The organism is Terriglobus sp., assembly GCF_965201105.1.
Taxonomy (GTDB): domain Bacteria; phylum Acidobacteriota; class Terriglobia; order Terriglobales; family Acidobacteriaceae; genus Terriglobus.
The window spans coordinates 627601-643525 of the sequence record NZ_OZ241741.1; the positions used below are offsets into that span (position 1 = coordinate 627601).

The following is a 15925-nucleotide window of genomic DNA, read 5'->3' on the forward strand; positions in this document are numbered from 1 at the left end:
GAAAACAGAATCCTGGCCGCCGTGCGGCAACAGGTTACGCGTTCGGAAAGATGGAACGAGGCGGTGGTCTTAGGAACAGGGCTGGAGTATGTCGAAACAGCCGCTTTGAAAAGGTCTCGTGCTCTTCGACCAGAGCGAAGCTGGGCTGATTCCTCGGCTCAGCTGCAACGACCGGAAGCAGATCATGCAGCGGAAAATCCGGCTCGACCGATGTTTCAACTTCCGCTTTGGCAACGTCGCTACCGCGTGTGTCGATCTTTACCACGGGCGTATGCGCCTGTTCCTGTGCACTCTTGTACAGGGAACATTTGTAAGCCGTCCCCCAGCCCAGGATGAAAACCGGAAGGCTCATCAACAGCACCAACCGGAACAGAGTCCAGGCCGATCGTCGATCTCCGGACTGAGCACGTGAAAGCAAGCAAGCTTAGTGTACCGGACGAAACTTGCCACCAACTCCGCGTGGTTTGCGCAAGGAATCCCTGGACCGCAGCCGGTCAGGAATCAACTCGCGTTGGGTACAGAAGTGTCTACCAGAATTCTGTGAAGGACGATTCGACGGGAATTTTCCTCAAGGAGTACCTTCATGTCGAAACCTGCGCGACCGACGTCCAACTGACGATGCATAGCTCGGCCCCAATTACTACACCAGGTTGCTGTATTAAGCTTCGTGAAGAGCTACGGCGCAAGCCATACGCTTGCGCAACATGCGCAAGAGATTGCGAACTCTGAACTGGACTGACGAGTAGGAAGCTCCACTTGAACCGTTCCGGCCAGTTGCCGTAAGCAGACGAGCTTCATTTCCGTGCTGTTGGGGAGCAACACTCCTGCTTAGACAGGCCAGATCTACACCAGCCGCGGGCAATGCCAGAGAGAGCGGGAGCCAGAACCAGACAGCGTAAGAAGCTGCAGTTCAGCCCCACCCTCCGCCTCCGGGTGTCTCGATTCGTATCCGATCGGAGACGTTGGCGCTCACACTGCATTTTGCCGGTAGCTCCTTTCGCCCTTCTTGCGTGATGTGGAAGGAGACGCCCAGCTTTCCGCCCTGTGCACCTTGCAATCCGTATGGTGCGAACCTGCGCCGCTCTGTAAGCAGCGTCAGTGTGCTGGGTGTGAGCACTTCGATCTCCCGGATGATACCGTCTCCACCGTGAAACCTTCCCTGACCGCCTGAGCCGGGCCGATAGCTGTATTGGTGCACGCGAAGAGGGTAGGCGTACTCGAGCGCTTCAACCGGTGTGTTCAGCGAGTTGGTCATGTGGGTATGAATGCCGGAGATGCCATCTGCATTAGGCCTCGCGCCCATGCCGCCCGCGATCGTCTCGTAGTAAGCAAAGGGCCTTCCGCTGCGGTGGTCGACGCCGCCGATCGTCAGGTTGTTCATGGTGCCGGAGCTTGCAGCCGGAACCCGATCCGGCATGACCTGCGCCAGTGCTCGCATCAAAACGTCCACAATGCGCTGTGATGTCTCCACGTTGCCGCCCGCGACTGGTGCGGGCAGCACCGCATCCACGATCGTTCCGCGCTCCGTCTCCACGGTGACCGGCCGCATGATCCCTGCCGTTGCAGGCGCATTTTCCGGCAGGAGGCAGCGCAATACGTAGTAGACCGCGGAGTATGTGATGGCGTAGACCGCATTGATGCTGGAACGCACCTGCGGGTGGCAATCGTGAAAGCTGACCCGCGCCGCTTGTGCTTCGCTATCGAGGGTGATGCTGACTCGGATCGGAAGCGGCGTGTCCGAGAAACCGTCACTGTCGAGGAAGTCTTCCGCCGTATAAGTTCCGCTGGTGCACTGCGCAAACTGTGCCCGCATCAGCCGTTCGGAATAATCCATCAGCGCCGCGGCAAGCTGCTTTATGCGCTCGGAGCCGCGTTTCTTTGCCAGCTCGAGCAACCGGCGCTCTCCAACGCGACAGGCGCCGATTTGCGAGAGCAGGTCGCCCTCGCGCTCCTGCGGCGTTCGAACATTGTGGAGGATCAGTTGCAACACCGCCCGATTCATCTCGCCCTGGTCGACCAACAGTACGGGCGGTATACGCAGGCCCTCCTGGTAAATCTCGTGGCACAGGCCCATCGATCCTGGATACAAGCCACCCACATCTGCGTGGTGAGCTCGGGCAGCGACGTACAGCAATGGCTTCGTAGCGTCTTCCTGGGGAAATACACCCAACACCATGGTGATGTCCGGCAGGTGCGTGCCGCCGGCGTAGGGATCGTTCAGCATCGCGATATCGCCGGGCCGCAGTGTCATCGCTTCGATCACTGCTTTGACCGACATGGGCATAGAACCCAGGTGAACGGGCATGTGATCGCCCATCGCGATCACTTGGCCCGTGCCGTCAAAGACGGCGCAGGAGTAGTCACGCCGCTCCTTGATGTTAGGAGAGAAGGATGTGCGTCGGAGGGCAGCACCCATCTCCTCGGCAATAGAATGCGTGGCACTCTTGAAGACCGCGAGTTCGATGGCGTCGATGGCCGGTGCCGCAACGGGTTCGGTAAGCAGAACGGTACTCATGCCGCGTGTACCTCGATGACAAGGTTTCCGTATGTGTCCACAGTCGACGTGCAGCCGGGCGGAACGACTGTTGTGGAGCTGTATTCTGCGATCAGCGCCGGGCCTTCTAAGCGGTCACCCGCGCGCAGCAGTTCGCGCTGGTACACCGTGCTGGCTTGCCACGTTCCATCAAAGAAGATGCGCCGGGTCTTCAGCACAGCTTGCTTACCATCTCCGGCGACCGGCTCTTCGCGAGGCAGCGATATGGGTGCGTTGGGAAGAGTCATGCGCACGCGCACATTCACGACCTCGATCGGAGCTTCGGCATCGGCGTAGCCGTAACGCTTGCGATGCAGAGCGTGAAAGTCCTCACGATAGGTCGCGGTGAATGGCACATTCAGCTCGTAACCTTGGCCGGCATACCGCAGATCGACAGAGTGCGACACCTCGGCGGAAGAGCTTCTCTGCAGCGATTCCTGCGCGCCCTGCTCCAGATAGGCCAACTCTCTTCGAATTGCATCATCGTCTTCCACGAGCAGCATGACGGTTCGGCTGTAGTCGCGTACCGTGTCGGCCAGCAGGATGCCGAGCGCGGAGAGTGCACCCGGCAGGCGCGGTACCAGCACACGCGGAATCTGCAGCGAACGCGCCATCGAACACGCATGCAGCGGACCGGCTCCACCGAAGCTGACCAGCGTAAATTCGCGCGGATCGTAACCGCGCTCCACTGAGATGACGCGAATCGCCTTCTCCATCGCCGTCTCCGCAAGCAACAGGATGCCTGCTGCGAACTGCTCCACGCTGCCAATCGGACCGCGCGCCTCTTCCATGTAGCGCAGCGTGCGGGTCGCGTCGAGTGTTATCTTGCCGCCCAGGAACAGATCGGGATCCAGCCTGCCCAGCGTCAGGTTGGCGTCGGTCACCGTGGGCAGCGTTCCCCGGCCGTAACAGATCGGTCCTGGCACTGCTCCGGCGGACTCCGGCCCCACGTGCAATGCCCCGCCCGCGTCAAACCGGGCGATTGAGCCACCGCCCGCGCCCACCGTGTGGATGTCCAGCATGGGAACGCTGATAGGCACTTCAGAAACGACAAACTCGCTGGTCGTCTGTGGACCACCAGCTTCTGCATCCAGCAGCGACACGTCGGTGGAGGTACCGCCCATGTCAAAGGCGATGATCTTGTCGAAGCCCGCCAGCCTGCCTAGCCGGTACGCTCCGATGACTCCGCCTGCGGGTCCAGACAGGACCGTGCGCACCGGCTCCTCGGCGGCGATTCCGGCGGCCACCGTACCGCCCGAAGACTGCATTACTTGCACAGGTCCGGCGGAGTAGGTCGACATCACTCTGCTCTGCAAGCGATTTAGGTATGTACTCACCTTCGGTGAAAGGTAGGCATTCGCAACCACGGTGCTGCCGCGTTCGAACTCGCGGAACTCAGGCAGAATGCGGTGGGAGACGGAAACCGGAATGCCCAAAGGCTCTAGCGCCTCGGCCACCAGCATTTCGTGCTTCGGATTGCTGAAAGAAAACAGCAGCGAGATCGCGACAGCTTCTGCCCCGCTTTGCCGCACCGCTTCGGCCAGCACTTGCAGGGACTCGGCCGTTGGCGACTTCAGCACAACGCCCTCCGCGCTTACGCGTTCCTCCACGCCGAATCGAAGTTCAGCGGGAACCAAAGGCGGAAGCGGCGAATGGAACCAGTCGTATAGGCTGCTTCTGGCCTGCCGGCCGATGGAGATGGTGTCTTCAAAGCCCGCAGTCGTTACAAACGCAACACGCGCGCCCTTGCGCTCCAGCATGGCGTTCGTGCCCACCGTTGTGCCGTGCCGCACCTCCACGAGCGTGCCCGCGGCTGCAACCTGCTCCACTGCGGCGAAGACAGCGGAACCGGGATCTTCCGGCGTAGAAAAGAGCTTAGTAACATGCACCTCGCCATCGCGCAGGTACACGCAATCCGTGAAGGTGCCGCCACTATCGATCGCAACGCGCATGGAGCATCCTCTCTAGTCTGGAACGTTCAACAGCCCGCCTGTTTGTCACTCTCTGCAACAAAATACGCGGTGTGGCAAACATGGGTCATGCTCGAGGCCGCGAGGCGCGTGCTTCTTTTCGGATCTCTCCGCGAAAACCGCCCTGCGGCATCCGAATCAACGCCGTGCGCTCCATGGTGCGAATCACGTGTTCCGTGGCATGGTCGCGCGCCTGCTCCGGTTTACGCGCACGAATCGCCCGCACCATCGCCTGGTGCTCACTCACCAGCGCCTTGCCGTAACTCGCCATGGAGATGACCAGGTAGAAGTACCGGATCAGCCGCGTCTGCAGGTTGACCGTCATTTCAACCAGCACGTCGTTGCCGGTTGCCTGTGCAATCTCGATGTGGAAATTGCGATTCCACTCCAGGAAGGTCTCGTAGCTCTTTTTCTCGCCAGGGTGGTAGACGTAGTTTGCCCAACGCTCGATGGCTGCAATCTGCTCGTCGGTCGCCCGCTCTGCGGCCATCGCCGCCGCCGCGGGGTCCAGCACCAATTGCATCTCGTTCAGGCTGCGGTACTCATCCAGTGTGAGCGGGGCGATGAAGCAGCCGCGAAAGGGAACTATTTGCAGCAGAGCTTCCTCCTGCAGACGCCGACACGCCTCGCGCACAGGTGTGCGGCTCGCGTTGTAGCGTGCGCACAGCTCTGCCTCAGAGATCGACGACCCCGGTATCAGTTCGCAACTGATCACGTCGTCCCGCATTGCGGCGTAGATGCGCATAGCCTCGGTCACGACCGACATTCTTGCACGCAGGTTGTATACAGTTCAACCCTGAATTGCCCGACCTGAAGCTGGGCGGCAGCCATCTCCTGCAAGGGCTTGTCCAACAAACCGCACTGAGCGCAATCCCGAACGCTTGTCACATGTCTTTCACTTTTGTGTTGACTCCATCCCACGATCCGGTTATAAGCAGAGAATTCGTTGTGAAAACTTGTGAACAAGGGCCCGCCGCCGGTGGCGTATGGGCTCGGAGGATGCGATGCGCCCAGTGTCACGTTCCACGGTTCTCTGTTCTCTGCTTCTGCTCTCGTCAGCCGCTACGGTTGCCGCGCAAAGCACTCTTGGCGACATCTCCGGCACGGTGCGCGACGCCTCCGGTGCCATCATTCCCAATGCGTCGGTCGTGCTGGTCAACATCGACTCCGGCCTGAAATCTGCCCTGAACAGCGGCGGGGATGGTTCCTACCACTTTCAGCAGGTTGCTCCCGGGCGCTATCGCCTGCAGGTCAGCGCCTCCGGCTTCACCGAAACCGACATCAGCCGCCTGGCTGTTGATCTGGACGGGCACCTGACCCAGGACGTCACTCTGTCGGTGGGAAGTGCCGGAGAAGTTGTGCAGGTCGACGGCTACTCGCCGCAGGTAAATACCGAGAGCAACAGCGTGGGCGGCGTAGTGACGCAGGACGAGATCGACAAGCTGCCCGTCAACACCCGGCAATATCTGAACCTCGCCCTGCTTATTCCCGGCACCAGTCAGGACGCGTCCCGCTCGTTCTACAACAACGTGCAGATCGGCGGCGGATCCGGCTATTACACGAACGGGTTCGTGGTCGACGGTGTCTCCAACATCTTTGCCGAGATGGGTGAGCCTCGCCAGAACTTCCCACAGGGTGGCGTGCAGGAGTTCAAGGTCAACATCACGCAGTACCCTGCCGAGTACGGGCTCTCCATGGGCGGGTTGATCTCTGTCGCAACCAAGAGCGGCACCAATACATTCCATGGTGAGGTCTTCGAGCTCTGGCGCAATCGCGTGATCAACGCGCCAAAATTCAACCAGACGATCAATCCCGATTTCAATCGCAATCAGTTCGGCGGCGACATCGGCGGTCCCATCCTCAAGGACCGCACTCATTTCTACGCGGCTTTTGAACGCACGCAAACCACTGAGGTCTACACCGTCTCGGCGAATTCGACTTATTACGGCGCGAACAACGGTGTTTTCTCAAAGCCAAGTCACGACCAGCTGCTCACCGGCCGCGTCGATCACACGCTCACCGATCGACAGAATATCTTTGTCCGCTACGCGCAGGAGTGGAACCTGCTCAGCTATCAGGGCTGCGGTGGCATCACCGTGCGCAACTGCTACAACGGCCAGATCCCGCGCCAGTCCATTGTCTTCGGCCATACCTACACGCTCTCGCCCAGGCTGCTGAACGATCTGCGATTCCAATATGCATACGCGTCGTACCAATTGGGCCCACCCAACGCACCGATCCCGACCGATCCAGGCAACTACTCACAACAGGTGCTCAGCAGCCTGCAGGCCGCGTATGTCTTCCCGGGCTTCAGCTACGGTTTCGGCTACGCCGACACGGGCGTTGAGCGCCGTTTTCAGCTGCTGGACAGCATCTCCTACACGGCAGGCAAGCACTCGTTCAAGGCCGGCTTCGACTTCAGCTACATTCCATTCACTGACGGTGCCGCCAGCAACTACAACGGCACATACACCTTCGGCACCGACCAGGTTTTCGATCCGAAGAACGCCGCCACGGTCGCCGCTCTGCGGAATCCGACATCGTACACACAGACCACTCCCTTTCTCTCAAATAAGATTCCGACGACTCCCCTCGGTCTCTATGGCGAAGACGAGTGGAAGATCGGCCGCAACATTACCCTGAATCTCGGCCTGCGCTGGGAGCGGCAGTTCGGTTCCTTCAATGAGCACTTGAACTACACCCCTGCCCAGGCCGCGATCCCTCTCATTAACAACAACAAGCGCCGCGGTGACAGCAACAACTTCGCCCCGCGCATCGGCGTCGTTTGGGACATCACCGGCAAGGCTCGCGATGTGGTTCGCGCGGGCTATGGAATCTACTACAACAACATCCAGACACTGCAGAACTTCTCAGAAGCACGCAATCTGGTCAGCTGCTCCATCTCGATTGCGAACCCCAGCTACCCGAACCCCTTCGGCGCTGGAAAGACGGCGGCAGACTATTGCTCCACGAATAGGCCCACCGTCACCTTTATGGCGCCCAATTTCCAGAATCCCTATGCGCAGCAGTACTCGGCAGGCTACTCGCGTCAGGTGACGAATAACCTCTCCGTGAACGTGGACGGCCTGTACAGCTACAGCCTGAAAGACTACCGCAACATCGACCTGAACTTCCCAACCACTGGCACTGCGCGTCCCGTGGCGGGATGGAACATCATCTACCAACGCTCGCCGATCGCCGCTTCGAAGTACAAGGCACTCTTTGTGCGCGTCGACAAGCGCCTGTCACACCGGCACATGTATACCGTGTCCTACACGCTGCAAAGCACGCGCGACAACAATCCGCAGGCCACGGTGGTGAACCCGCTTAATCGCAATCTGGACTGGGGTCCCGGCAGCACGGACCGCCGGCATGCATTGGTTGCCAGCTTCGGTTACCAGCTTCCCTACGGCATCGTGGGCAGCGGGATCCTTACGCTGCGGTCCGCCACACCGTTCAGTGCGTTCTCGGCCTCGGTCAACGCCGATTCCATTACGCAGTATGTTCCCGGCACCAGTCGAAACCAGGTGCAGCGCAACGTCGATTACACGCTCATCAACAACTATCGCGCCACACGCGGGCTGACCGCAATCGATCCAGCCAACGTTCAGAACTCGGCGTACAAGTCCTTCGATCTTCGCATCCTCAAAAACTTCCGCATTCACGACCGGTTTGCGCTTGAGGTCTATGGACAGGCCTTCAATCTCTTCGGTGCGGACAACTACCTCTACAACAGCATCACCACCTCTGCTGCATCCGCCTCGTTTGGCCGCGCCTCTGACTCCGGCAACCGGCAGCAGGGCGAACTGGCGGCTCGCTTTACCTTCTGATCCCGGGCCGTTCCGCGCACCGCGTCGAACGGCCTGCAGCGAGGATTTCCCCTATGGTGCGTGCGAGGTCGAACGGGAAGCCGCGCGTCAGGTCACGTATAGAGCCGCCCATTACGGTCGCGGCCCTTGCGTGGATGCTGACCGCGTCTTCGCTCGCAATGGCAGCAACCCCGCCGCGCTCGCCGGATGCCGCGAAGCTTGCTGCTTACAGCAAATCACTGCCGAAGCCGGTGGTGCCGGCCTTCGGCCTGGAGCAGGCGACTTACCTTGCTGCCTGGCCGCTCTCCTGCATCGATCACCCGCAGGCCGCGCCGGAGGGTGCGCAGTACCTGTGGCTGTACGGCCAACGCCCGCAACTACCGAACGACTACGACAAGACGCGCGCCTTTTACGGATGTTACGACTGGCATTCTGCCGTAAACAGCACCTGGATGATGATCGCCCTCTCCAAGGACTACCCGAACCTGGAGCTTCGGCGCCTCTTGCAAGAAAAGCTCACCGAGCATCTTGGACAAAAGAACATCGCGGGCGAAGTGGAATTTTTTAAAACGGCGAAGAACTTCGAAAGGCCTTACGGCTACGCCTGGCTGTTGAAGCTCTATGCGGAACTCAGCACCTGGAATGACCCCGAAGCTGCGAAGCTGGCCGCTAATGTGAAGCCGCTGCAGGAGTTCTTCAGTGGGAAGCTGATCGAGTACTACGACCACCTGCAGGTCGCCTCGCGCGCCGGTGTGCACCCCAACACCGCCATGTCCATGACACTGGTGCTGGACGGCTTGACCGCTGTGCCGAACGACAAGCTGAAGGAAGCGGTGGTGCGCAACGCGAATCGACTCTTCGCTGCCGACCGCGACTGCCCTACAGCATTTGAACCGGGCGGCACGGAGTTCCTGTCGCCCTGCCTTGCCGAAGCGCAACTGATGAGCCGCATCCTGCCGCGCGACACCTTTCCGCAATGGCTCACCGGTTTCCTTCCGCCGCTTGAAGCGGAACAATTTCAAACCCTTGCCAGGCCGGTCGACGTCTCCAAAATTACCGACAAGGAAGAGTTCGCGGGCAAGTCGCACCTGATCGGTCTTGCGTTTGACCGCGCCTATGCCATGACGGAGATCGCGGATGCTCTGCCGGCGTCCGATCCGCGCGTACCCGTCCTCCGTCAGATCTCAGCCATCAATGCCGCCAGCGGCATGAAGGCGCTCCCAGATGCGGGCTACCTCGGCTCGCACTGGCTGGGCACGTACGCTCTGCTGTATCTGCGTGCGGTGCGCCACGCCCCGGCGCAGCCGGTCGGCCCTGAAAAGCCTCTTCCACCCGTTGACACCACCCGCCCCGCAAACGGAGACAGCTCTCGATGACACGCCTTGCACTCCCCCTGACCTGCACGCTTGCTTTTGCTCCTCTCCTGTCCGTGCAGAGCCAGAAAAAACCTGCCGCTCCGGCTGCGAAGTCCTCCACAGCCACCGCGGACAAAAGCTCCGATGCGGAGAAAGAAAAAGAGAAGGAGTCCTTCCTCGAAAATCCGTGGCAGCTCGGTTTGCTGCTGCAGGACACCAACGGTGACAAAATCGCCGATGCGGTTTGCGGTCATGTGATCGTTGCCGCTAATCCCAGCGCAGCGGAGAATACTGCCGCCGCAAATTTGGCGGCGCGCATCGGTTATGAGACGTCTGCCATGACGCTGCCCATCGTCGTCCAGGGTGCGCCGCAGGCTGTGGCCGGTTGTCCCGCACCTGCCCAGCAGATCTGGATTGGGGAGTCTGCTCTGCCTGCCGCATCGGCAGCCGCGGTGCACAACCTGGTCGCTACGCTTGGCCTTGGCGAAGGTGCGGTCGTCGCCGTCGACGGCGGCCTTGCAATCGTGGGCCCGGACCCGGTTGGGCTTCTGACAGCAGCCGACGCCTTTGCGGAACGCGCACCGTTTCTGTGGACCATCCCGGGAGACAAGATCAGCGTTACCGCGAAGAACATCAACGCCGCGCTGCTGAAAGGCAAGAGCACGGCAAAGGTGTCGCTGCAGGCGCTCATCTTTGCAGCCGGCGGAAGTGGCGTTCGCCGCGCTCTCCTCACAAGCACGGGCACCATCGAAGCGGAAGCTCTGCAAAAGCTGCTCAAGCCGGAAGAAGGAACGCCGGTTTCACTTGGCCCCGTGCGGGAGGTCCAGATTCAGACCGCTGCCGCTCCCATCACCGTCGCGGGAGCCGCCTCTGCCCGTACGGCTGCGCTTCCCGCCATGCCCGAGTCCGGCGCTGATCTTCGCACGCTCGACCTGGCGCGCCTGTATACCGTGAAGGGGCTGCTGACCGGCAGCGCAAAGAAGCCCATTCCCTCCGGAACCGTGGCGAAGCTTTACGTTCCCGCCGGAGCGCCGGGCGTAGCTATGGCAAATCTGGCGGCGCGTCTCGGACTTGAGACCGTCGGCATCACCATGCCGCTCGCCTTGCCTGCCGCCGGCATCACGCCCGCGCAGGTGCAGGGAACACCCGTGGTGGCTGAGGGTTCGCCTGCCGCCGATCACCTGAAAGACCTGCTCACAGCCAAGCCGAACTCCGACCTGGACAAGCTGCAACCCGGTGGCGGCAAGTCGCTGCCCAGCCTGCCCGCGGGTCAAGGCGAGCTCCGTGTGGTGGACCACGCCGCGGGCAAGAGCGACGCTCTGCTTATCCGCGGAGACGATGCCGGTGCCGCAGCCGCCATGGATTACGCCGCGACTCATCTCCCGTACCTTTGGGAGCCGGGCAAACGCTATGCCAGCGTCGAAGAAGTGCGCGATGATCTTCGGCATTTCTTCACGCACAAGTCCGACGCCGGCCAGGTCACTGCAGCCCTCTACCACCTGGACCGTTGGAGCGCGCAGCTCGCCAAGGATCATCCCTCCGGCCTCACGGAGGTTCAGGCGGAGATCTTCGTCGATGAGGTAGATCCCAAGCTCCAGGAATTCGTTCGCGCCATGCTTTCAGAACGCCTGCACACCACTAACATCCAGGTGGTGACCGGCAGCAAGCATGCAGGCACGAAGTGCTGCAGCGGCGAGGTGCCCATGCACCTGCAGTCCGAGGTGGCGCCCTTTCAGCAGGCCTCGCCAACGTTTGCGGAAGATCTGACCTTTGAGTGGGAAGGCAAGCGCATGCTTGCCGCAGCGAAGCGGCTGGCAGCCTCCGCACCCGCGGACAAACCCATGCTGTTGCAAGCCGGCGTGAGTGAAAGCCCGCAGCAGCGCAAGCTCCTCGCGCAACAGCTTCGCTCTGACCTGGACGCCGCGGGTCTTCGCAATGTCCGCGTCGAAGTCCTGTCCGCTTACAAGCAGGGTTACAGCTGGCTCGTCGACGCTGTGGAACCGGCGCTTGCCGGCAAACACGCCGAACGTCTGACCATCGAGTTCGCTCCGTATCGCGATCCGCACAAGCAATCTGCGATGCGAACCGAGGAGCGCTGGATCCAGGAACTCTATCCGGTTGATGAAATCCTGGCCCGCGACCTGAAGCTGCCGCTCGCGAACGTCGCTCTCAAAAAGATGGAGTCGGACAGCGGTCCGACCTACCGAGTGCATGCCTTTGATCACGGTGGCAAGGAGGTCTTCACGCAAGACTTCACGGCCTACCTGCACCAGCGGCCCTACTCCGCTGAGTTCAGGAATTACGAACAGATTGGCATCGAAACCGGCTGGGTCACACTGACCGACGCCGCCGGGAAGCAGATCGCAACCGAGCGTATCCCCACCGACACGGAGATGTTCTGGGAGCACTACCAGGACAAGACGATGCCGCGGATCGTTCACTCCTTGCTGGCACAAAACAACGGCAAACCCAAGCTGGAGTACCAGCCTCTCTTCGACACGATTCAGGTCGACTTTCACATGAGCGAGCCGGACTACGCGCTCGGCCTTGACCAGGAACGCATCTCCTCGCTTGAGGGCCTGCAGGAAGATCTGCTCTTTGCCACGCAGAACTCGTTCTACATCTTCGGCAACACCTTCTCCACCGGCATCATGGACTACATGGGTCGCGTCGTACCGATCGCGCACCTCTCAGACGAAGGCAAGGATCCACACATCCGCGTGGAGTACTACAGCACCGACGCCGCACACCCGGAGGTCAAACTCGCATGGAAGGCAGGCGAAGCGCACGGCGAGTGGGCGCGCGATCTGCCCGCACTCACTTCCGGCGATCCACGCTTGGTCGCCGCACGCGTGCAGAGCGGCCTTGACCAGGTCGCCGCGTTGACATGGAGCATGCCCGTTGCGAGCAGGGAAGACAATTTTCAGGAGTGGCGCAACCTGGTCACCGAGGATGCGCTGGAGCATACCGTGCTTTCTGCCGAAGAGGCGCGCGCGCAACTGAACTGGCTGGGCAAGCTGCACACTGCGGGCCTGTACACCGCGCGGCTCTCCTACCCCCACCTGCAGCAACTCGACTTCGAGTTCGAACTCCCGCTGGAGCTTCACCCGCCCGAGCACACCAAAGCCGAAACCGTCTCCGCACAGGCATCCGTTATCCCTCCCCCGCACCCGCGCCCGCAGATCACAGACGTTGCACCCGCGCCACAGAAGGCCGACAAGACCTACGTACAGTGGGACCAGCCCATCGGTCTTGAAGAGAACGCAAGACTGCTCTCACGCCTCTCCACATTCCCCGGCGTCGACGTTTACTGGATGGGCCGCAGCTACATGGGCAACAACATCTGGGCCGCAGACATCATGCTTCCGACTCCGTCCACGCTACGTTCAATGGCGAAAGAGACGACGCTCAAGGCAGCCATCATCTACTCCGGCCGCCAGCACGCGAACGAGGTCAGCAGCACCAGCCACATCCAGCGTTTGGCGGAAGAACTCATGCTTGATCCCACGCGGCGCAAGGCGCTCGACAAGGTGAACGTCGTCATCCACCCCGTCACCAACCCCGACGGTGCCGAGCTTGCCATGGACCTCGCCCGCATCACGCCGGACAACATGCTCCACGCCGGCTATCACGCTTCGCTGACCGCAGACATGGTTACTGGTCAATGGGATCAGGATCCTGTCTATCCCGAGTCACGCACACGCCGCCAGCTCTGGGAGGCATGGTTGCCCGACGGCTTCCTCAACCCGCACGGCTATCCCTCGCACGAGTGGGTGCAGCCCTTCTCCGAGTACTCGGCCTGGGTCATCTCTCGCACGGGAGCCGAACTCGGCCGGGCCTGGTGGGCGCCCCGCGGCTGGTTCACCAGTCTTTACTACTTCAACGATCCCGAACACCCGCAGAGCAAAACAGTCAATTACACCCTGCGCGACTACATCGTGAACAGCATGAGCACCGCCCCAGGCGTGCTGGATATGAACGCGCGCATGAACGGCCGGTACTTCCGCTACGGCCAGCAGTGGGATCAGCGTGCCTTCCAACAGCCGATCTATAAGGGCGTTCGCGTGTACATGGCTGTGACAGGACAACAGCCCGGCGCGCGCTCCGCTGCCTTCAGCGCACGCTTTCCGGACGTCACCTACGATGACGGCTACACGGAAGCTCCCGACGAGACCGCGCGTGGCCCCTGGCTGCACCTGGTCGCAGGCGCCGGTCTTGCCTACGACCACGCGCACCTTCAGTTCCTCTCCGACGGCAAGTTCAAGATTAAGCGCACGCAAAAAGAGTTCTTTGACGGCGTGCAATGGAGCGTGAACCGCGACCGTCCCGTGCTGCCGGACAGCAAACCCTTCACCACGCCCGCGACACCTGCCCAGCCCGGCGGAACCAACGCCCCCGTGTCAGAACCCGCCGGTAGAGCAGGCGAACCGCTGGATGTGGAGCGTACACCCGCAGCGTCGCAGCCCGCTGCGCCCAGTCCCACGCAACACTGATCGGGGAAGCCTTGCATCAAGCTCTCAAAGCAGACGATCGCTTCTGGACTCTGGCCCGGGAGCCGGCGCGACGCAACGCCCTGCTCGCCGCCTCGCTCGGCTGGATGCTGGACAGCATGGACGTGATGCTCTACTCCATGATTATCCCGGCGGCACAGAAGGATCTGCACATGAGCTCGGCCAACGCCGGCCTGATCATGAGCGGCACACTGATTGCCGCTGCAGCGGGCGGCATCTCCTTCGGCTTCATCGCCGACCGCCTGGGCCGTACCCGCGCTCTCTCACTTTCGATTCTGATCTACACGGTGTGCACGGGACTGTGCGCTTTTGTGCACACGGTTCCTCAGCTCGCGATCTGCCGCCTGCTTCTCGGCATCGGTATGGGTGGTGAATGGGCCTCCGGTGCCGCGCTCGTTGCCGAGACGTGGCCGCAACGTCACCGCGCCAAGGCACTCGCTCTTGTGCAGAGCGCATGGGCCATCGGGTATGCTCTCGCCGCTGCCGTGGTTGCCGTCGTGATGCCGCACTTCGGCTGGCGCGCCGTCTTCCTCGCAGGCCTGCTGCCGGCCCTGGTCACTGTCTGGATCCGCCGCAAGGTCAAGGAGCCGGAGCACTGGTCTCCCTCGACCGACACGCCTGTGTCGAGGCTCTTTCGCGGCCGCCTCGCCGTCCGCACGGCCGTCATCACCGGCATGAACGCCGCCAGCCTCTTCGCTTGGTGGGGCCTCTTCTCCTGGGCACCATCGTTTCTTGCCGCGCCGGTCAGCCGCGGGGGTCACGGCCTCGATGTCCTGCACACCTCGACCTGGACGATCGTCATGCAGATCGGCACCTTCCTCGGTTACGTGAGCTTCGGCCCGCTCGCGGATCGCTTCGGTCGCAAGACCTGCTACGTCACCTTTCTCTTCGTGGCTGCCGCAGTGGTGCCGCTCTACGCTGTTGTGCATTCTTCGGTGGCGATTCTGCTGTTGGGCCCCGTCGTTGGCTTCTGGGGATCGGGCTATTTCAGCGGCTTTGCAGTCATCGCCAGCGAGGCTTTCCCAACGGCGCTCCGGGGACGAGCTCTGGGGTTCTCCTACAATCTGGGGCGCATCGTCAGCGCCGCTGCACCTTACACAGTCGGTCGCGCCGCCCAAGACTACGGCTTCGTCTTCGGTTTGACAATCACATCCGGTGGCTTCCTCATGGCTGCCCTGATCGCGTTGTGCCTGCAACGGGAGTGGATGAGTTCGCAAGAATGACGCCTCAGAGCGTTCATGCTGGTGTGAGCTTGATGCATCAGCTCACGGACTTTGGTGTCAGAGAGGCTAACAAAACGAGATGGGATACCCGCTCGGCGCTGACCGATCTCGGCATCGATGGCGAGGATCTCATGCAGTTCGAGGCCGCGAAACTCGCTGCGCTCTTCCCGGCGCAAATGCCGGATCGAATTGCCGAAATTTGAGTAATCGCCGCCAACGCTGCAAGCGCGGTACTTCCCGTCCAGTTTCACTTTGCGAGCAACGCGCATTGAGCTGGCACGCTCAGGCTTTGGTTGCATGCCGGACCCGTGATCGCAGGAAAGAGGGTCGCTGGAAAGAATACGGGTAATAAAACAGCACAAGCGTAAAAACACTCCACAAACAGAAACCCGCACCAGGCGCGGGGTTCGTCGAAAATCCGCGTTCAGCGCGGCTTTCAGAGTGTTGTGTGGCGGAGAGTGGGGGAGATAGTTCCAACCCTGTGTTTTCAACAACCTTAGCCTCTGGCTACCAGTAATGGCTAC

9 protein-coding genes are annotated in these 15925 nt (G+C 61.3%); 5 read left to right on the forward strand and 4 right to left on the reverse strand.

Annotated elements, in window-relative coordinates:
• Positions 1-34: 34 nt before the first annotated feature.
• The 4 genes from ACOFKT_RS02760 to ACOFKT_RS02775 form a co-directional block, all read right to left on the reverse strand.
• Complete coding sequence (locus ACOFKT_RS02760; protein ID WP_419805909.1) at positions 35-352, reverse strand: hypothetical protein; 318 nt, start codon at positions 350-352, stop codon at positions 35-37.
• A gap of 558 nt (positions 353-910) precedes the next feature.
• Positions 911-2515: a hydantoinase B/oxoprolinase family protein gene (locus ACOFKT_RS02765; protein ID WP_419805910.1), complete on the reverse strand. Its 1605-nt coding sequence runs from the start codon at positions 2513-2515 to the stop codon at positions 911-913.
• Positions 2512-4485: a hydantoinase/oxoprolinase family protein gene (locus ACOFKT_RS02770; RefSeq protein ID WP_419805911.1), complete on the reverse strand. Its 1974-nt coding sequence runs from the start codon at positions 4483-4485 to the stop codon at positions 2512-2514. The genes ACOFKT_RS02765 and ACOFKT_RS02770 overlap by 4 nt, the downstream gene beginning before the upstream one ends.
• An 85-nt stretch (positions 4486-4570) precedes the next feature.
• A complete protein-coding gene (locus tag ACOFKT_RS02775) occupies positions 4571-5260 on the reverse strand; it encodes a GntR family transcriptional regulator (RefSeq protein ID WP_419805912.1) in 690 nt (229 codons plus the stop codon).
• A gap of 247 nt (positions 5261-5507) precedes the next feature.
• On the opposite strand from ACOFKT_RS02775, the gene ACOFKT_RS02780 reads away from it, so the two are divergent.
• The 5 genes from ACOFKT_RS02780 (at position 5508) to ACOFKT_RS02800 (ending at position 15604) form a co-directional block, all read left to right on the forward strand.
• On the forward strand, positions 5508-8333 hold the full coding sequence (locus tag ACOFKT_RS02780) for a TonB-dependent receptor (RefSeq protein WP_419805913.1): 2826 nt from the start codon (positions 5508-5510) through the stop codon (positions 8331-8333).
• Positions 8334-8491: 158 nt separating this feature from the next.
• On the forward strand, positions 8492-9688 hold the full coding sequence (locus ACOFKT_RS02785) for a DUF2891 family protein (protein WP_419805914.1): 1197 nt from the start codon (positions 8492-8494) through the stop codon (positions 9686-9688).
• Entirely contained in the window at positions 9685-14160 is a 4476-nt protein-coding gene (locus ACOFKT_RS02790) for a M14 family metallopeptidase (RefSeq protein WP_419805915.1), read from the forward strand. The genes ACOFKT_RS02785 and ACOFKT_RS02790 overlap by 4 nt, the downstream gene beginning before the upstream one ends.
• A gap of 11 nt (positions 14161-14171) precedes the next feature.
• The gene (locus tag ACOFKT_RS02795) at positions 14172-15401 is read left to right on the forward strand and encodes an MFS transporter (protein WP_419805916.1); all 1230 of its coding nucleotides are present in this window, start codon (positions 14172-14174) and stop codon (positions 15399-15401) included.
• 32 nt (positions 15402-15433) lie between these two features.
• On the forward strand, positions 15434-15604 hold the full coding sequence (locus ACOFKT_RS02800) for a hypothetical protein (RefSeq protein WP_419805917.1): 171 nt from the start codon (positions 15434-15436) through the stop codon (positions 15602-15604).
• Positions 15605-15925: the final 321 nt, after the last annotated feature.